Below are 17,950 nucleotides of genomic sequence, written 5' to 3' on the forward strand. Positions count from 1 at the left end.
GGCACGCCATGAAACGCTATCTGATCTTCGCAGCCATCGGGCCGTTCATCGGCGGCTTCCTGCTACTGCTCATGACCACCTATCAGTCCGGCTACTGGACCGAGATCAATGGCGGCGAGGTGACGAAGCTGCTCGTCGTGTTCGTGAAGTCGCTGCAATACAATTATCTGTTCGGCATCGTGCCGTCGCTGATGTTCGGCGCGGTCGACGACATCCTGATGCATATGCGGCGGATCACGCCGACGGTGCGGATGCTGATCGTAGGCGCCGTAGCGTTCGTCGGCGCAGCGCTGACCTACGCCTCGCACGGCTCCGAAAGCGGCGCCGTGCAGTTCATCCTGTACGGGATGGTCGGCTTCATCCCGGGTGTGATCACGTCCTGGCTGGCGCACAAATATGCCGAGGAGCAGCACGTGCCGGCGACGCCGGCATCCCAGCATTAGGGCACGTACTCATTGCTTCTTGAAAACAGAAGTTGTTAGCTTCGACGTGATTGGCGATATCTGGCCGGTCGGCGCAATCAGCGCATCGCAGCCGGAGAAGAGGCCATGCCAATGCACGGCGAGCCGCGGGTCGCGTAATTATAGTAATCTTGTCAATGGATTAGGCGCCGGCCGCATCGGCGTTCATGGAATTGTCATATGGGCGTCATGTAAACGTAGTCCCAATGTCACATGGCCGCTTTTGTCCTCCCGCGGCTGTGAGGGGCGATCCATGAGCGATGTGGCGTTACCTGGTTCGATCGAGCTCGCACGGCGCGGCGGGCCCGATCTCGAGAAAGGCTTTCATCCTCTCACCGGCATCATCTATCTCGGCGTGATCGGCGCCGCGCTGTTGTTCGTGGCCTACAGCATCTATGCGGACGTTGGCGCGACGGGCGCCGGCAAGACCTCCGCGAATTCGGCGGCGGCGAGCAAGGTGATCGAGGATAGGGGAGCCGATCGCAGGGTGACGGGCAACCCGCGTCCGGCGGTGACGAACTACATCGCCCTTCGGCAACTCACCGACGATACCTATCCGTCACTTGGCGTTCTCGTCGGCGAAATCCGCGACCAGGTCGTTCAGTACGGTTCGCTGGCGAAATTCCCGGCCGAGGCCGTCGGCAACACGCGCAACGACATATATCTGGTGTCGGAGGCGTTGCGCTTGCTCATGAAGAGCGGCGACAATGGGCTGAACGATGCCGATGTCGCAACGCTCAATCGCTACAAGGGCTCGCTGGATGCCGCGACCAAATTCATCCCGTCCTGGGTGAAGATTGCGGTCGCCATCGCGCTCGGCCTCGGCACGATGGTCGGCTGGAAGCGGATTATCGTGACGGTCGGTGAAAAGATCGGCAAGACCCATCTGACCTATGCGCAGGGTGCCTGCGCCGAGATCACGGCGGCCGCGACCATCGCCGCGGCCGACGGGTACGGCTTGCCGGTGTCGACGACGCATGTGTTGTCGTCCGGCATCGCCGGCACCATGACCGCGAACGGATCCGGCCTGCAATGGTCGACAGTCCGCAACATCGCCATGGCCTGGGTTCTGACCTTGCCGGTGGCGATGCTGATCTCGGGCCTGCTCTACTTTGTTTTCGCGCATTTGTTTTAGCCGGAGCAGCAAGGCAACTGGATGTAGGAGATCTGCATCCGGATTCGGGGAAAGGAATTTCGAGTGGCAGACGCAAGCTTCAGTCTTCTGACGGGCAACGACATCGAAACACGCCTAGTCCGCGCCGGCGGCCTTATCTTTCGCGAGGGTGAGCAGGCCAACGAGCTGTTCGTGATCAAGAGCGGCTATGTGCGCATTCAGGTCGGTAACAAGACCATGGCTGAGCTGGCGCCTGACACGATCTTTGGCGAAATGGCGTTGATCGACAACGAGCCAAGGAGTGCCACCGCCACGGCGCTCACGGATGTCGAACTCGTCCCGGTCTCGGAAAAGCAGTTCCTCTTCCTCGTCAGCCAGACGCCGCATTTTGCCTTGAAGGTGATGAGGACGCTGGCCCAGCGGCTCAGAACCATGAACAAGGGCGTCTATTAGGCGAGGCGAACAGAGCATCTCGCCAATTCACGCTTCGCGCGAAAACCTCTCGCTGGTCGTTGCACGCAAAATGGCGGACATTCCCGTCCGCCGTTGCTTCGGCTTGACGCCGTCGGCGGCGCGCGGCACGTGACGCGGCTTGAACGGCCTTGAACGTGACACAGTGGTAATGTGACGCAACTTGAACCACCTGCCTACCTTACCATCTGATGGCCATGCCCGAAGACGACATTTTCTCCCCCCACGCCACGCGATCGCGGCCGCCGTTCGGCGGGGCGCAGGCGCGCAACAAGGTCATCGATCAGGACGGGCGCGAGCTCGGCGATGGTCCGCTGCATCCGCAATTCCAAGGCTTTCAGGAAGGCTTCAGCTTCGACTTCCGCAACTCCACCGCCAACCCGTTCGGCAATCTGACGCGCGAGGAGCGGCTCGCACGGCTGGAGATGATCGCAAAGCTGCTCGACGTCGCCTTCGTCGTGCCGGGCACCAATGTCCGCTATGGTATCGACGGGTTGATCGGCCTGATCCCGGTGATCGGCGATCTCATCACCACCGCGATCTCGCTGTGGCTGGTGCGCGAGGCCCGTCTGCTGGGTGCGCCCTGGCACATCACCGCGCGGATGCTTGCCAATGTCGCGGTCGACGGCGTGGTCGGCATGGTGCCGGTGGCGGGCGATGCCTTCGACGTCATGTTCCGCGCCAATATCCGCAATGTGCGGATGCTGCGGCGCTGGCTCGACAAGCAGCCGAGACTCTAGAGCATTTTCGGTTCTGATTGAATCAGAACCGAAGCTCTAGAATCTTGTTTTGACGCGTTTTCTTCACGCGAACCGGTGTCCACTTCGCTCGAAAACGCTCTAACCTCAAAAACAAAAGCCCCCGGATCGGTCCGAGGGCTTTTCGTTAGCGACGAGTAGAAGGTCTATGCAGCGTCGGCGTCGGTCTGGGCCGGCTCGGGGCGCGGACGGCGCGGCAGCGGGAAGCCTTCGCTCTCATACAGCGAACGGATGCCGTTCTGGTCGAAACGGGCTTCCTCGACCTGGAGATAGGCGCCGTTCAGCGAGTCCGCCGGCAGCTCTTCCATCGCAAAACGCACGGCTTCGGCGGCAGTGCCGAAGCGGCGATAGGCGAAGCCGGCCCGCTTCTTCTTGCGGATCGCGGCAGGGAACAGTTCGGCTGATGTGTTATAGTTGAACGGACGCAGGGGACGCATGGTCGACGACCTCTTGTGTTCTTGGCATAGAGCGGCGAAAGGGATTTTGGGGGACGGCGGCCTATGATCGGCGGCGTGCCGTGCATGTCATTTCGATCCCTAATATAGGCCTCTTTGACAAAAATGCGACCCCAGAAGTGCCCCCGGCAGGGCACATGCTGAATCCGCGCATGGCACGCGGTCGGTCAAAATAACTCCATTTATTTCAATGGCTTATAGCCATTAAATCTTGTCGAGCCAGACCAGGATCGCGACCACGATCAAAATCACCCCGAAAAGGCCCATTCCGGAGTGGCCGAGACCATAGCCGTAGCCGCGGATGCGGCCGCTATAGCCGCCCAGCAGGATAATCAGCAGGAGGATGATGAGGATCAGTCCAAGCGACATGGCGCCCTCCTCAGAACAGGCGGCAGCCGCATGGCGAGACGCCTACGGCCCCGCAGGTTCCAAGCAAAGCACATTCCGGGGCGCGAGTCGTTAAGGCCGCCGGCCGATCACGAGGATATTGTTGGGCGCCCCGGGGGCGGCCAAAACTAAGCCCCGCGCGGCCGGTCCTGGGTCACGCGGGGCGAAAATGGCGATCGGAGCGAGGGCGAGTGATTTGCCGGTTCGCTGCCGTCGTTACTTCTTCTCGTTCAGCTTCAGCGCCGCCGAGTTGATGCAGTAGCGCAGGCCGGTGGGGCCGGGGCCGTCGTTGAAGACATGGCCGAGATGGCCGTCGCATTTCGAGCACAGCACCTCGGTGCGGATCATGCCGTGGCTGATATCGCGCTCCTCGTCGACATGGCTCTCGGCCGCGGGCTTGGAGAAGCTCGGCCAGCCGCAGCCGGAGTCGAACTTCTGGTCGGACTCGAACAGCGTCTGCCCGCAGCCGGCGCAGACATAGGTGCCCTTGCGGGGATCGTGCTCATATTCGCCGGTGAACGGGCGCTCGGTCGCCTTCTCACGCAGCACGGCATACTGCATCGGCGTCAATTGCTGGCGCCACTCGGCCTCGCTCTTGCGGACCTTGCCGTCGGTCTTGGTGTCGGACATTCGACCTCCTTTGCGAGATGCTCAGTTGGTGACCTTGGTGCTGCTCACCAGCGTCGGCTTCTCGATGTAATTCTCCGCGAAGATCTTCTTCAGGTTCTCGACCTTCGGGATGTCGTTATACGCAATATAAGGTTGGTTCGGGTGCAGCGTCAGATAGTCCTGGTGGTAGCCCTCGGCCGGATAGAACGCCTCGAGCGTTCCGACCTTGGTGACGATCGGCTTCTTGTAGACCTTGGCCGCGTTGAGCTGGGCGATATAGGCGTCCGCCACCTTCTTCTGCTCGTCGCTGGTGGTGAAGATCGCCGAGCGATATTGCGTGCCGGAGTCGGGGCCCTGGCGGTTCAGCTGGGTCGGGTCGTGCACGACGGAGAAGAAGATCTGCAGGATCTTGCCGTAGGAGATCTTCTGCGGGTCGTACTTGATTTCGACGGATTCGGCGTGGCCGGTGGTACCGGTCGAGACCTTCTCGTAATCGGCATTTGCCTTGCTGCCGCCGGAGTAGCCGGACACCGCGCTGACGATGCCGGCGGTGTGCTGGAACACGCCCTGCACGCCCCAGAAGCAGCCGCCGGCAAGCACCGCGGTCTTGATGCCGGTTTCCGGCGCGCTCGCGGCCGGCGGCGGGATGACCACGGCGTCCTCGGCGGCAAGCGAGGGCGCAACGGCAAAAGCTGTGACGGCCAGCGCACCGATCGCGGCGGCGTAAAGCGAGAGGCGGCTGAGGGAGCTTTTGGGCATGGGTTCCTCGTGGGATCGCAATTGGGGGCCAGTCTAGAGCGGGAGCCGGCATTGGCAAATCGGGCCGGGCTGCTCCGACGCTTCAAAATACGGACGAGGGGGCGTTTTGTTACGGCGCCGGCCACACGGTTTCGTGAGCAAAATGCTGGTTATTCAGACGTGTAGGTGCCGTGGAGGTGCCATGCACCCGTCATCCTGAGGAGCCGCAGAGCGGCGTCTCGAAGGATGCACGGCCCGGCTGTGGCCGATCATCCTTCGAGGCTCGCTCCGCTCGCACCTCGGGATGATGGGTTCCAGGAAGTGCAGAGTGCGCGGGACCATCACACCACGATGCTCAGTCGCTTCGCCGCCCGCGTGATGCCGGTGTACAGCCACCGCGCGCGCGAGTCCTGGAACGCAAAGCTCTCGTCGAACAGCACCACGTCGTCCCATTGCGAACCCTGCGACTTGTGCACGGTCAGCACGTAGCCGTAGTCGAACTCGTCATAGGGCTTGCGCTGCTCCCACGGCACGCCCTCGACGCCGCCGTCGAAACATTCGCCGCGCACCGAGACCTTGGTGACCTTGTAGCCGAAATCCTCGTCCGGCATCACGCGCATGGTGATGATCTTCGACTTCGACTGCGCGCGCGCCTTGACCCGCCACAGCCCGCCGTTGAACAGGCCCTTCTTGCGGTTGTTGCGCAGGCAGACCAGCTTGTCGCCGGCGACTGGGAGGGGATCCTCGATGTTCTGTCGCTGCCGCACCCGCATGTTGTAGGCGCGGCGGGTGTTGTTGCGGCCGACCAGCACCTGGTCGGCGCTCATCACGCGGTCCGGATCGAGCTCCTTGCGCGACACCACCTCGCTCTCGCCATGGCGGCCGATCTCGAGCTCGCGGCCCTCGCGGATATCCATCGACATCCGCACGATCGGATCGTCCTGCGCCTGGCGGTGCACCTCAGTCAGCATCGCGTCCGGCTCGGCGTCGGTGAAGAAGCCGCCGCCCTGGATCGGCGGCAATTGCGCGGGATCGCCGAGCACCAGCAGCGGGCAGTCGAACGACATCAGGTCGCGGCCGAGCTCGGCGTCGACCATCGAACATTCGTCGATCACGATCAGCTTCGCCTTTGATGCCGGAGCGTCGTCCCACAGCTCAAAACTCGGCTGCTCGACGCCGGACTCGCGGGCGCGGTAGATCAGGGAATGGATCGTGGAGGCGCTGTCGCAACCCTTGTTGCGCATCACGAGCGCCGCCTTGCCGGTGAAGGCCGCGAACTTGACCTCGCCGTCGACGCCTTCGGCGATGTGGCGGGCGAGCGTGGTCTTGCCGGTTCCAGCATAGCCGAACAGGCGGAATACCGGCGGCGTCCCGTTCTGGCCGGGCTTGGCTTTCAGCCAGTCGGCAACGGCTTTCAGCGCGGAGTCCTGGTGCGGCGTAAAGGTGGTCATGAGCTTTCGGAAGGGTGAGCGCGCGATCAATAACGCCGCGACTCAGCTCGTTACAAGCTAACCATTCGTGCGTGCCGATCAAGCCGGCTTCCGCTGCGCGGAATTGGGGTTTCGTCCCCGAGGCTAGACTTTGGGGGGCTGTGGCACTAGACTGCCGCAAAACAACAAATGGTCGGAGACCACGACAAATGGTCAAGCACGCGACCTTGGGAGTGACGCCATGAAATTCGGCATCTTTTACGAGCTGCAACTGCCGCGCCCCTGGAACGACGGCGATGAGCTCAGGCTCTACCAGAACGCGCTGACGCAATTGGAGACCGCCGACCGGCTCGGCTACGACTACGCCTGGGTCGTGGAGCATCACTTCCTCGAGGAATATTCGCACTCGCCGGCGCCGGAATCTTTCCTCGCCGCCGCGAGCCAGCGCACCAGGAACATCCGGCTCGGCCACGGCATCTTCCAGCTCACCACCAATCATCCCGCGCGCGTCGCCGAGCGGGTGGCGGTGCTCGATCTGCTCTCCAACGGCCGCTGCGAGTTCGGCATGGGCGAGAGCGCCTCGATCACCGAGCTGACGCCGTTCGGCCGCGACATGGAGACCAAGCGCGAGGTGTTCGAGGAGGCGGTGAGTGCGATCTTCCCGATGTTCACCAGGGTCGGCACCGAACATCACGGCAAGTACTTCGACATCCCGCTGCGCAATGTCGTGCCGAAGCCGGTGCAGAAGCCGCATCCGCCGCTCTGGATGGCTTGCTCGCAACTGCCGACGATCGAACGCGCCGGGCAGAACGGATTTGGTGCGCTCGGCTTCCAGTTCGTCAGCGCCGAGGCGGCGCATGCCTGGGTGCACGCCTATTACAATGCGATCACCAAGCGGCTGAAGAAGCTCGCCGACTACGAGATCAATCCCAACATGGCACTGGTCTCGTTCTTCATGTGCGCCGAGACGGACGAAGAGGCGCGGAGGCGCGCCGACGGCGCGACCTTCTTCCAGTTCGCGCTGCGCTATTACGGCCAGGCGCAGAACCGGCAGCGGCCGGCGCCCGGTACGGTCAACATGTGGGACGAGTACAACAAGTGGAAGCGCGAGAATCCCGAGGCGCAGGAGGCCGCGCTGCGCGGCGGCCTGATCGGTTCGCCGGAAACGATCGCCAAGAAGTTGCGGCGCTTCCGCGCGTCGCATATCGACCAGGTGATCCTGCTCAACCAGGCCGGCAAGAACACCCATGAGCACATCTGCGAGTCGCTCGAGCTGTTCGCCAAGGAAGTGATGCCGGAGTTCCAGCACGATCCCGAGCACGATGCCTGGAAGAAGGGCGTGCTTGACGGCTCGATTCAGCTCGAGGAGATCGACACCCAGGCGTTCTCGGACCGCTATGGTAAACTCGCGGTCAATGTCGGCCCGAAGACCGCAGCCGCGGGCTGATCGAGAGCAGTAGCTTCAATCGGTGTGGCCGCGTGTTCGGTCCACCTCTCCCCGACGGGGAGAGGTCGATTTGCGCAGCAAATCGGGTGAGGGGCCGCAGCTCCCGCGAGAGACCGTGACCCCTCACCCGGCGCTGCGCGCCGACCTCTCCCAAGGGAGAGGTGAACAACCGACGTTGCTCGAGATTGCTCTGATCTCATCACGTTTTCGTCCTGAGCAGCGACCTCGCGATCGCGTGAAGAAAATAATTCGCTACGCGCGACCCGCGCCTTGAACGAAACGGCACGTGCGATGCCTGCACCGAAGTGCCGGCATCGCTATTTTTGTGCGGTGCTCGACAGCTTCATTCGCGCGCCCCATCATCCTGACAACGCATGATCGCGTGTTGAGAAGCGCGCTTGATCGTCAGGAGAGTCTTGGAATGAAGCGTCGTGAGTTCCTCAAGCTGTCGCTTGCCACAGCAGCTGCTGCTGCGCTGTCAGGGCGCGCGCAGGCCCAGGCGGACGCGAAAGAAATTCGTATCGGCTATCAGAAGAACGGCGTGCTCGTTATCACGCGCCAGCGTGAGGCCTTGGAAAATCATTTCAAGCCGCAGGGCGTCAGCGTGAAATGGGTCGAGTTCTCCTCGGGGCCGCCGATGATGGAGGCGATGAATGTCGGCAGCGTCGATTACGGCGCTGTCGGCGATTCCCCGCCGATCTTCGCCCAGGCCGCGGGCGCGGCCATCGTCTATGCCGCCGCGCAGCCCATCATCAATGGCTCGGGCATCCTGGTGCCGCAGAATTCGGCAATCACCGCCATCGCCGATCTCAAGGGCAAGCGTGTCGGCTTCACCAAGGGATCCAGTGCGCACAACGTCGTGATCCAGACGCTGGAGAAGGCCGGGCTGACCTATGACGACATCACGCCGGTCTATTTGACGCCGCCGGACGCAGGTCCTGCCTTTGCCAATGGCGGCATCGACGCCTGGGCGATCTGGGATCCGTATTTTGCGATCGCCGAGACCAGGCAGAACGGTCGCATTCTGGTCAAGAGCAGCGATATCACCAAGACCAACGCGTTCTACATCGCCAACCGCGATTTCGCGAACAGGCACGGCGCCCTGCTGCAGCAGATCGTCGATGTCACGACATCGACGGCGAAATGGGCCGAGGCGCATCCCGATGAGGTCGCGAAATCGCTGGCCGCCGTCACCGGCGTGCCGCTCGATATCCAGACCATCGCGGCGAAGCGCGCGGGCTTCTCGGTCGGACCCATCACCGACGACATCATTGCGACCCAGCAGGGCGTCGCCGACCGCTTCTTCAAGCTCGGCCTGATCCCAAAGCAGATCGCGATCCGCGACATCGTCTGGCGCAACACCCAGACCTGATCGGCGCGTTTGGTCAATTCATATGCAGAGGACATTCCCATGACGCGTTTATTTCGGCGCTGGGTCGCCCGCGCGGTGCTGTCGGTCAGCATCGTCGCCGCCACCGTCAGCGCCTCCTACGGCCAGGAGAAGGTTGTCCGCATCGGCTATCAGAAGTACGGCAAGCTGGTGCTGCTGAAGAGCAAGGGCTCGCTCGAGGAGAAGCTGAAATCGGTCGGCACCAAGGTGGTGTGGACCGAATTTCCGTCGGGCCCGCCGCTGCTTGAAGCGCTCAATGTCGGTGCGATCGATTTCGGCAACACCGGCGAGGCGCCGCCGATCTTCGCGCAGGCCGCCGGAGCACCGATCCAGTATGTTGCCTACGAGCCCCCGGCGCCGAAAGGCGAGGCGATCCTGGTGCCGAAGGACAGCCCGATCAAATCGGTCGCCGATCTCAGGGGCAAGAAGGTCGCGCTGAACAAGGGCTCCAACGTCCACTATCTGCTGGTGAAGGCGCTGGAGAAAGCCGGCGTCAAATATTCCGAGATCGAGCCGGTGTTCCTGGCGCCGGCCGATGCGCGGGCGGCGTTCGAGCGCAGCGCGGTCGATGCCTGGGTGATCTGGGATCCGTTCCAGGCGGCGGCGGAGGCCGCGACCGGCGCGCGCACCGTCGCCGACGGCACCGGCATCGTCGCCAACTATCAGTTCTACTTCGCCTCGAAGAAGTTCCTGCAGACCGATCCGAAGATCGTCGAGCTCGTGCTGGCGCAGCTGAGCGAGGTCGATGACTGGGCCAAGGGCGACATCCACGTCGTGGCCGAACAACTCGCGCCGAGCATCGGCCTGTCGGTGCCGGTGGTCGAGGTCGCGCTGAAGCGGCAGGCCTACGGCATCAAGCCGGTCACCGACGCCGTGATCGCGGATCAGCAACAGGTCGCCGACACGTTCTTCGCGCTCCGCCTGATCCCCAAACAAATCAAGATTTCCGACGTCGCATGGAGGCCGGGCACGTGAGCACCCCAACCAACGCCAACATCCTCTGGTTCCTGCCGACCCACGGCGACAGCCGTTATCTCGGCACGTCGATCGGCGGCCGCGAGGTGAACTTCAATTATCTGCGCCAGATCGCGCAGGCCGCGGACCAGCTCGGCTATTACGGCGTGCTGCTGCCGACCGGGCGGAGCTGCGAGGATTCCTGGGTGGTGGCCTCAGCCGTCGCGCCCTGGACCGAGCGGCTGCGCTATCTGGTGGCGGTCAGGCCCGGCCTGCAGTCGCCGAGCGTTGCCGCCCGCATGACCGCGACGCTGGACCGGCTGTCGAACGGTCGTCTGCTGATCAACGTCGTCACCGGCGGCGATCCGATCGAGAACAAGGGCGACGGCATCTTCCTCGACCACGACGAACGCTACGCGGTGACGCGCGAGTTCCTGAACGTCTACAGCGATCTGCTGGCAGGCAAGACGGTCAATGTCGAAGGCAAGCACATCCGGATCGAGGATGGCCGTCTGCTGTTCAATCCGGTGCAGTCGCCGCGCCCGCCGCTGTATTTCGGCGGCTCGTCGGACGCCGGCATCGATGTCGCGGTCGACACCGTCGACAAATATTTGACCTGGGGCGAGCCGCCGGCGCAGGTCGCCGAGAAGATCGCCAAGGTGAAGGCTGTTGCCGCCCAACGCGGCCGCAAGCTCTCGTTCGGCATCCGCCTGCATGTGATCGTGCGCGAGACCAACGCGGAGGCGTGGCGCGCCGCCGACGAACTGATCCAGTACGTCACCGACGACACCATCGTTGCCGCGCAGAAGATCTTTGCGCGGATGGATTCGGTCGGCCAGCAGCGCATGGCGCAGCTGCATGGCGGACGGCGCGACAAGCTCGAGATCAGCCCGAACCTCTGGGCCGGCGTCGGGCTGGTGCGCGGCGGCGCCGGCACCGCGCTGGTCGGCGATCCCCAGACCGTCGCCGCGCGGATCAAGGAGTATCAGGACGTCGGCGTCGATACCTTCATCATGTCGGGCTACCCGCATCTCGAGGAAGCCTATCGGTTCGCCGAGCTGGTGTTCCCGCTGCTGTCGCTGGCGCAGCCGGGCAACGTGACGCCGATCCGCGTCAACACCGGGCCGTTCGGAGAAACCATCGGCAACGACTACCGTCCGCAGAAGCAGGCATCGCAATCATGAGCTTGATCGATTCATTACCACGCGTCGGCGCGCCGAAACTCCCCAAGGTCGACGGCCTGATCCCCTGGATCGTGCCGCTCGCGATCGTGCTGGTCTGGCAGCTTGCCTGCGTCACCGGCTTCGTGCCCTCGCGTGTGCTGCCGGCGCCGACCAACGTCGCGCTGGCGGGATGGAAGCTGCTGCTCTCGGGCGAACTCGTTCGCAATATCTGGGTCAGCTTCTGGCGTGCCTCGATCGGCTTTGTGATCGGTGGCGGCATCGGCTTCGCCTTTGGCCTTGCCAACGGGCTGTCGCAGCTGTCGGCGAAGCTCACCGATACCACGCTGCAGATGGTGCGCAACATCCCGCACCTGGCATTGATCCCGCTCGTCATCCTGTGGTTCGGCATCGACGAGTCGGCAAAACTGTTCCTGGTCGCGCTCGGCGTGTTCTTCCCGATCTATCTCAACACGCTGCACGGTATCCGCACCGTCGATCCGCAGCTGATCGAGATGGGCCGCATCTACGGCATGACCGACGGCGAACTGTTCCGTCGGGTGATCTTCCCGGGTGCGCTGCCCTCGATCTTCGTCGGGCTGCGCTTTGCGCTCGGCATCATGTGGCTGACGCTGATCGTCGCCGAGACCATCGCGGCCTCGTCGGGCCTCGGCTACATGGCGATGCAGGCGCGCGAGTTCATGCTGATCGACGTCGTCGTGCTCTCGATCCTGATCTACGCCTTGCTCGGCAAGCTCGCCGACAGCGCCTCGCGGGCGCTGGAGCGGCTGACCCTGTCGTGGCATCCCGCCTTCCAGAAGAAGTGAGAATGAGAATGCAAGAAGCGCTTCGTTTCCAGCCGGTCGACGCCGAACCGGTCGAGCACGCCGACATCGCCGTGAAGGCGCGGTATTTGCGGCGCGTGGCGGAAGGCGCGGCCCGCGGCCTGTCGATGACCATCCGCGGCTTGCGCAAGGCGTTCGGCGACAATGAGGTGCTGCGCGGCATCGACCTGCACATCCCGGCCGGCCAGTTCGTCGCGATCGTCGGCCGCAGCGGCTGCGGCAAGAGCACGCTGCTGCGCCTGATCGCCGGCCTCGACGCGCCGACGGCGGGAAGCATTGCCTTCGGTGAAGAACCCCGGGCGCAGGACGTCCGCGTCATGTTCCAGGAGCCGCGCCTGCTGCCCTGGGCGCGGGTGCTGTCCAATGTCGAGGTGGGGCTTGGGCGCGAGCGCTCATCTGCCGACGCGCAGGCGCGCGCCGAGCGGGCGCTGGTCGAGGTCGGCCTCGGCGACAAGCGCGGGCAGTGGCCGTCGGTGCTGTCAGGCGGTCAGAAGCAGCGTGTGGCCCTGGCGCGGGCGCTGGTCAGCCAGCCGCGCGTGCTGGCGTTCGACGAGCCGCTCGGCGCGCTCGATGCGCTGACCCGGATCTCGATGCAGCAATTGCTGGAGCGGGTCTGGCGCGACCAGGGCTTTACCGCGATCCTGGTGACGCACGATGTCGCCGAGGCGGTCGCGCTCGCCGACCGCGTGCTGGTTATCGAGGACGGCCGGATCGCCGAGGATGTCACGATCGACCTGCCGCGGCCGCGCCGGCGCGGTTCGGCCGAGCTCGCCGCACTCGAAGGCGAAATCCTGAAGCACCTGCTCGAGGGCAGCGAAGACACATCCGATCTGTGAGGTCGCCATGAATTCCGTCGTCCGCAATGTTTCGATCGAGCCCGCGGTGGCGGCCGATGAATTCCGTGGCGCGATGCGCCATCTCACCGGCGGCGTCAGCGTCATCACGGCGGGCCGCGGCCGGGAGATCTCGGGCATGACGGTGACCTCGGTGTCGTCGCTGTCGGTCGAGCCGCCGTCGCTGATCGTCAGCATCAACCGCGCCGCCTCGTCATATCAGCTGATCGCGCGCCATGGCGTGTTCGGCGTCAACATCCTGACCGCGGATCAGCTCGACATCGCCGAGCGCTTTACCGGCAAGGGCGGCCTGAAGGGCGCCGACCGGTTCACTGGGGCCGAATGGACCACGCGCGCCTCAGGCGCGCCGTTGCTGGTCGGGGCACTGGCTGCGATCGACTGTGAGGTCGAGGAGGTCATCGAGCGGCATTCGCACGCGATCGTCATCGGTCGCGTGCTCGATGTGATCGCATCGGAGCGCACCGCCGCGCTGGCGTATTGGCACGGCGAATATGTTGCGATCGACCGCGACGAAGACGCCGCCAGGCTGGCCGAGGTCAGCCTGCCGTCACGTCACGTTCATCCCCGGGGCGTGCGCTAGCGCGCTGCTTGTCCGGATCAGGCGTCAGAAGACTGCGCTCAGCGACGCCGGGCTGTCGATGATCACGGTGCTGCCGCGGACGCCAGCCCATACGGCCTGGATGGTCTGAGCCGAATTGCCCAGCGGAATGCCGACGACGAGCGTGGTCGGGATGCGGCCAAAGCTCGACGGGGTCTCGTTATAGGTGAAGCTCGCGACCACCGGCGAGACCGCGCCATTGACAGTGATGCCGAACATGCCGCCCGGGATATCGTTGCCGGTGGCGTAGGGATTCGGAACATTGAGGGTGATGATCGCGGTGGTGCCGACGCCCTCCGGGATCGTCAGGCTGAGGCCTTGCATCGCCGTGAACGTCGCGGAGGTGGTGGACAGGGTGCCGCTGGTCTGCGCGTAAAGGGCCATATCACTCTCCAGTTGTCTAAGATAGAAATACAATAGGAGATTGAATAACGTAGCTGGCCGCGAGACTCAAGGGATGAATGGCAAGGGAACGGCAGGGGGCCGGGGCGGCATGTTGGCCGTGGCGCTTTGCCGGCAAGCGCACTAAAAGCCGCGGATGTTTCGCAGACGTGACGGTACGATGAAGCGCGTGGGAGCTTGGCTGTTCTATCTCGTCGGCGCAATCGCCGTCGCTTATCTTGCGCTCTATGCGTATGTGACCTTCACCGGCCGCGACATCACACCCGGTGATCCGATCCGGATCTTTCGCAAGCCCGATGCGCCCAACTATTCGTGAGGCGCGGCGGTCGCGGCGGGATCGTCCCGCCGCTCCTCTTTCTCAGCCGGCGCTCGCCATGCGCTGATAATCGGGTGCGCCATTGCCGGCGGGGGTGATGGGGATGCCGCCGTCGGCATATTCGTTCAGCTTGTTGCGCAGCGTGCGGATCGAGATGCCGAGGATGTTGGCCGCATGGGTGCGGTTGCCGAGGCAGTGCTTCAGCGTTTCCAGGATCAGGTCGCGTTCGACGTCGGCAACCGTGCGGCCGACCAGCGCGCGGGTGACCTGCTCGGCGGCCAGCGTGGCGTGCGCGACCGCGGGCGCGGTCTTGGCGAGGTCGAGACGGTCGCCGTCGGGGGTCAGGATCGCGTCCGCGCCGATCTCGTCGCCCTGCGCCATCAGGACCGAGCGATGGATGGTGTTCTCGAGCTCGCGGACGTTGCCCTGCCAGCGGTTCGCGGTCAGGACGCGGCGGGCCTCAGTCGAGATCGGGCGGACCGCCACGCCGTTGGCTTCGGCATATTTCTTGGCGAAATGCTGCGCCAATTCGAGGATATCGGCCGGACGATCGCGCAGCGGCGGGATCTTCAGGTTGACGACGTTGAGGCGGAACAGCAGGTCCTCGCGGAAAGAGCCCTCGCGCACCGCCTCCGACAGATTGCGGTTCGAGGTCGCGATGATGCGGATGTCGACCGGAACCGGCTTGGTGCCGCCGACGCGGTCGATCACGCGCTCCTGGATCGCGCGCAGCAGCTTGGACTGCAGGCGGACATCCATCTCGGAGATTTCGTCGAGCAGCAGCGTGCCGCCGGTCGCTTCCTCGAATTTGCCGATGCGGCGCGCCACCGCGCCGGTGAAGGCGCCCTTCTCATGGCCGAACAGCTCGGATTCCAGCAGGTGCTCAGGGATCGCCGCGCAGTTGATCGAGATGAACGGCCGCTTGGCGCGGGCCGAGCGGGAATGGACGTAGCGCGCCAGCACCTCCTTGCCGGTGCCGGACTCGCCGGTGATCATCACGGAGGCGTCGGAGCCCGCGATCTGCTGCGCGAGCTTGATCACCCGGCCCATCGCCTCGTCGCGGTAGATGAGATCGCGCGCGTCGTTGGCGACCGCGGCGAGCACCGCTGCGATCAGCTCGGGGTCGGGCGGCAACGGGATGTATTCCTTGGCGCCGGCGTGGATCGCGGCGACCGCGGCGCGGGCATCGTTGGAGATGCCGCAGGCGACGATCGGCACGTGGATATGTTCGGCCTCGAGCCGCATCACGAGGTCGCGGATGTCGAGGCCGACATCGACCAGCAGGAGGTCGGCGCCCTTGCCGCTGCGCAGCACGTTCATCGCCTGCTCGGCGGCCTCGGCGTGGGTCACCGAGGCGCCGTTGTCCATCGCGATCTTGGTCGCGGTCGTGAGCTGGCCCTTCAGGGTGCCAACGATGAGAAGCCGCATGATGATCTCCTGTTCGTCTGGTCGCGCAGGTTCCGCGCGCTACCGTTGCGTTCGTTTAAGAGCGTTCTGCCTTGATGATTTCGGTCATGGTCACGCCGAGCTTGTCTTCCACCAGCACCACTTCACCGCGCGCCACCAGGCGGTTGTTGACGTAGATGTCGATCGCCTCGCCGACGCGGCGGTCGAGTTCGAGCACGGTGCCGGGCCCGAGCTTCAGCAGATCGCCGACATCCATCTTGGAGCGGCCGAGCACCGCCGAGACCTGCACCGGCACGTCGAACACGGCCTCGAGGTCCGCGGCGATGCGCGCGGCATTTTCGTCCTCGTTGTAGCCGATGTCGTCGATCCCGGGCGCGTCGGCGCCGTTGAGATCGGGAAGCGGGACTTGGGTGTCGGTGTCGCTCATGGTTCAGCCCTCAATCCTTCAGCCGGCCTGGCTGCGGGACGCCAGATAGCGCCCGACGAGTTCGTCGATCTTGCCTTCGATCGCGGCGCGCTCCAGCACCACGCCGCCGTCGGCCCATTCGATCCGGCAGTCGCCGGTCGCAATCGTGGGCTCGGCCAGGATGACCAGCCGGCCCTGGAAGCCGGACTGTGCCGCCGTCCGCTCGATATTGTCATGCGCCGCCTCGTAGAGCGCGTCATTGATGCGGACCACGAGATGCGGCGTCGCCACCAAATGCGAGAAGCAGTCGGAGACCAGCGCGGTGATCTCGCCGAGCGGCTCGCGTGCGACCAGTTCGGAGCAGAGCTTGCGGGCGACCGCGACCGCCACATCGACGGCCTCGGTCTCCATCCGCGTTTCGATGCCGGCAAAGCGCGCGGCGATGCCCTTGATCGCGGTGCCGATCTCTTCCAGCGCCTGCGCCGCGCGGCGGTCGCTCTCGACCTTGGCCTCGCGCAGCGCGGCCTCGTAGCCGGCGCGATAGGCCCGTGCCTCGGCGTCGGCGACCTTCTGCGCAACCTCGGCCGGGGTCGGCGCGCGCTCGCGCGAACGATCCGGCGCCGAGAAGTCCGTGTCGAACAGGAATTTTGCGGGTGCAGCCATCAGTACACCAGCTCGTCGTCGGCGCGGTTCTTGGTCAGGGTGATCTCGCCGCGCGCGGCGAGGTCCTTGGCGAGGTTGACCAGCAGCGCCTGGGCCTCGTCGACGTCGCGCAGGCGCACCGGGCCCATCGCGGCCATGTCGTCCATCAGCATCTTGCCGGCACGCGAGGACATGTTGCCGAGGAAGAAGCTGCGCACCTCCTCGTTGGCGCTCTTCAGCGCGACGCCGAGCTTGTCCTTGTCGATGTTGCGCATCAGCGTCTGGGCCGAGGCGGCGTCGAGCTTGATCAGGTCGTCGAAAGTGAACATCAGCGCCTTGATGCGCTCGGCGGATTCGCGGTTTTCCTCTTCCAGCGAGGTGATGAAGCGGGTCTCGGTCTGGCGGTCGAAATTGTTGAAGATCTCGGCCATCACCTCATGGGCGTCGCGGCGGCGGGTCTGCGACAGGTTCGACATGAACTCGGTGCGCAGCGTCTGCTCGACGCGCTCGATCACTTCCTTCTGCACCGCCTCCATCCGCAGCATGCGGCCGACCACGTCGAGCGCGATGTCCTCGGGCAGGATCGCCAGCACGCGCGCGGCGTGCTCCGGCTTCAGTTTCGACAGCACCACGGCGATGGTCTGCGGGTATTCGTTCTTGAGGTAGTTGGCGAGCACCTCTTCCTGCACGTTGGAGAGCTTCTCCCACATGTTGCGCCCGGCGGGGCCGCGGATCTCGTCCATGATGCCGGTGACGCGCTCGGCCGGCAGATATTGCTGCAGCAGCCGTTCGGTGGCGTCGAAATTGCCCATCAGCGCGCCCGAGGCCGACATCCGCGAGACGAACTCCAGCATCAGGTCCTCGACCACGTCGGCCTCGACGGTGCCGAGCGTCGACATGTGGACCGACAGCTCGCGGACCTCCTCGTCGTCGAGCATCGACCAGATCTTGCCGCCGTATTGCTCGCCGAGCGCGAGCATCAGGATCGCGGCGCGCTTCGGGCCGGGCAGCGGCTTGCCCTTGGGCCGGGCGCTCTGCCGGTTCGCCAGCGTCGAGAGGACGGTGGCGATGTCGTTGGCGTTGGTGGTCTGGGGTACGGCGGCCAT

Annotated in this window: 21 protein-coding genes and 1 pseudogene; 12 read left to right on the forward strand and 10 right to left on the reverse strand. The window is 64.6% G+C overall.

What is annotated here, in order from left to right:
• The first annotated feature begins 8 nt into the window (after positions 1–8).
• From ACVW1C_RS26865 to ACVW1C_RS26880, 4 genes and pseudogenes are all read left to right on the forward strand, one after another.
• Complete coding sequence (locus ACVW1C_RS26865) at positions 9–443, forward strand: DUF5413 family protein (RefSeq protein WP_456760974.1); 435 nt, start codon at positions 9–11, stop codon at positions 441–443.
• A 316-nt stretch (positions 444–759) separates the two neighbouring features.
• Positions 760–1,596 (forward strand): annotated as a pseudogene (locus ACVW1C_RS26870) (inorganic phosphate transporter); the annotation flags it as partial.
• 63 nt (positions 1,597–1,659) lie between these two features.
• Positions 1,660–2,028: a Crp/Fnr family transcriptional regulator gene (locus tag ACVW1C_RS26875; RefSeq protein ID WP_456760975.1), complete on the forward strand. Its 369-nt coding sequence runs from the start codon at positions 1,660–1,662 to the stop codon at positions 2,026–2,028.
• 209 nt (positions 2,029–2,237) lie between these two features.
• Positions 2,238–2,786 (forward strand): DUF4112 domain-containing protein, encoded by a 549-nt coding sequence (locus ACVW1C_RS26880; protein WP_456760976.1) that lies wholly within the window; start codon positions 2,238–2,240, stop codon positions 2,784–2,786.
• Between the two features lie 164 nt (positions 2,787–2,950).
• Here the strand turns inward: ACVW1C_RS26880 and ACVW1C_RS26885 are convergent, their stop codons facing one another.
• The 5 genes from ACVW1C_RS26885 to ACVW1C_RS26905 form a co-directional block, all read right to left on the reverse strand.
• Positions 2,951–3,241, reverse strand: coding sequence for a hypothetical protein (locus ACVW1C_RS26885; protein WP_092117298.1), 291 nt, complete (start codon positions 3,239–3,241; stop codon positions 2,951–2,953).
• A 222-nt stretch (positions 3,242–3,463) separates the two neighbouring features.
• Positions 3,464–3,628, reverse strand: coding sequence for a DUF3309 family protein (locus ACVW1C_RS26890; RefSeq protein WP_456760977.1), 165 nt, complete (start codon positions 3,626–3,628; stop codon positions 3,464–3,466).
• Positions 3,629–3,862: 234 nt separating this feature from the next.
• Positions 3,863–4,276, reverse strand: coding sequence for a peptide-methionine (R)-S-oxide reductase MsrB (gene msrB / locus ACVW1C_RS26895; RefSeq protein ID WP_456760978.1), 414 nt, complete (start codon positions 4,274–4,276; stop codon positions 3,863–3,865).
• 21 nt (positions 4,277–4,297) lie between these two features.
• Positions 4,298–5,014 (reverse strand): peptide-methionine (S)-S-oxide reductase MsrA, encoded by a 717-nt coding sequence (gene msrA, locus ACVW1C_RS26900; RefSeq protein ID WP_456760979.1) that lies wholly within the window; start codon positions 5,012–5,014, stop codon positions 4,298–4,300.
• A 320-nt stretch (positions 5,015–5,334) separates the two neighbouring features.
• Positions 5,335–6,444 (reverse strand): ATP-dependent DNA helicase, encoded by a 1,110-nt coding sequence (locus ACVW1C_RS26905; protein WP_176533423.1) that lies wholly within the window; start codon positions 6,442–6,444, stop codon positions 5,335–5,337.
• 220 nt (positions 6,445–6,664) lie between these two features.
• On the opposite strand from ACVW1C_RS26905, the gene ACVW1C_RS26910 reads away from it, so the two are divergent.
• The 7 genes from ACVW1C_RS26910 to ACVW1C_RS26940 all read left to right on the forward strand — a co-directional run bounded on the left by ACVW1C_RS26910 (position 6,665) and on the right by ACVW1C_RS26940 (position 13,653).
• Positions 6,665–7,870, forward strand: coding sequence for an LLM class flavin-dependent oxidoreductase (locus ACVW1C_RS26910; RefSeq protein WP_456760980.1), 1,206 nt, complete (start codon positions 6,665–6,667; stop codon positions 7,868–7,870).
• Positions 7,871–8,291: 421 nt separating this feature from the next.
• On the forward strand, positions 8,292–9,242 hold the full coding sequence (locus ACVW1C_RS26915; RefSeq protein WP_456760981.1) for a sulfonate ABC transporter substrate-binding protein: 951 nt from the start codon (positions 8,292–8,294) through the stop codon (positions 9,240–9,242).
• Positions 9,243–9,281: 39 nt separating this feature from the next.
• Positions 9,282–10,235 (forward strand): sulfonate ABC transporter substrate-binding protein, encoded by a 954-nt coding sequence (locus ACVW1C_RS26920; protein ID WP_456760982.1) that lies wholly within the window; start codon positions 9,282–9,284, stop codon positions 10,233–10,235.
• The gene (gene ssuD, locus ACVW1C_RS26925) at positions 10,217–11,398 is read left to right on the forward strand and encodes an FMNH2-dependent alkanesulfonate monooxygenase (RefSeq protein WP_456760983.1); all 1,182 of its coding nucleotides are present in this window, start codon (positions 10,217–10,219) and stop codon (positions 11,396–11,398) included. The genes ACVW1C_RS26920 and ssuD overlap by 19 nt, the downstream gene beginning before the upstream one ends.
• Positions 11,395–12,201 carry an ABC transporter permease subunit gene (locus ACVW1C_RS26930; protein ID WP_456760984.1) on the forward strand — a complete coding sequence of 269 codons (807 nt, stop codon included), beginning with the start codon at positions 11,395–11,397 and terminating at the stop codon, positions 12,199–12,201. The genes ssuD and ACVW1C_RS26930 overlap by 4 nt, the downstream gene beginning before the upstream one ends.
• Positions 12,202–12,209: 8 nt before the next feature.
• Positions 12,210–13,055 (forward strand): ATP-binding cassette domain-containing protein, encoded by an 846-nt coding sequence (locus ACVW1C_RS26935; protein ID WP_456760985.1) that lies wholly within the window; start codon positions 12,210–12,212, stop codon positions 13,053–13,055.
• A gap of 7 nt (positions 13,056–13,062) precedes the next feature.
• Complete coding sequence (locus ACVW1C_RS26940; RefSeq protein ID WP_456760986.1) at positions 13,063–13,653, forward strand: flavin reductase family protein; 591 nt, start codon at positions 13,063–13,065, stop codon at positions 13,651–13,653.
• A 24-nt stretch (positions 13,654–13,677) separates the two neighbouring features.
• Here ACVW1C_RS26940 and ACVW1C_RS26945 read toward each other — a convergent pair whose 3' ends face one another.
• Positions 13,678–14,055, reverse strand: coding sequence for a hypothetical protein (locus ACVW1C_RS26945; RefSeq protein WP_456760987.1), 378 nt, complete (start codon positions 14,053–14,055; stop codon positions 13,678–13,680).
• 178 nt (positions 14,056–14,233) lie between these two features.
• On the opposite strand from ACVW1C_RS26945, the gene ACVW1C_RS26950 reads away from it, so the two are divergent.
• On the forward strand, positions 14,234–14,389 hold the full coding sequence (locus ACVW1C_RS26950; protein ID WP_171947754.1) for a hypothetical protein: 156 nt from the start codon (positions 14,234–14,236) through the stop codon (positions 14,387–14,389).
• A gap of 42 nt (positions 14,390–14,431) precedes the next feature.
• On the opposite strand, the gene flbD is transcribed toward ACVW1C_RS26950, so the two are convergent.
• Genes flbD through fliG form a run of 4 tightly spaced genes read right to left on the reverse strand, consistent with a single transcriptional unit; the run spans position 14,432 to position 17,950 of the window.
• A complete protein-coding gene (gene flbD, locus ACVW1C_RS26955; protein ID WP_207835228.1) occupies positions 14,432–15,817 on the reverse strand; it encodes a sigma-54-dependent transcriptional regulator FlbD in 1,386 nt (461 codons plus the stop codon).
• A 55-nt stretch (positions 15,818–15,872) separates the two neighbouring features.
• Complete coding sequence (gene fliN, locus ACVW1C_RS26960) at positions 15,873–16,223, reverse strand: flagellar motor switch protein FliN (protein ID WP_456760988.1); 351 nt, start codon at positions 16,221–16,223, stop codon at positions 15,873–15,875.
• Positions 16,224–16,241: 18 nt separating this feature from the next.
• Complete coding sequence (locus tag ACVW1C_RS26965; RefSeq protein WP_456760989.1) at positions 16,242–16,865, reverse strand: FliH/SctL family protein; 624 nt, start codon at positions 16,863–16,865, stop codon at positions 16,242–16,244.
• Positions 16,865–17,950, reverse strand: coding sequence for a flagellar motor switch protein FliG (gene fliG / locus ACVW1C_RS26970; protein ID WP_029079136.1), 1,086 nt, complete (start codon positions 17,948–17,950; stop codon positions 16,865–16,867). Before fliG ends, ACVW1C_RS26965 begins: the two co-directional genes overlap by 1 nt.

This window comes from Bradyrhizobium sp. USDA 4011, from assembly GCF_054063415.1.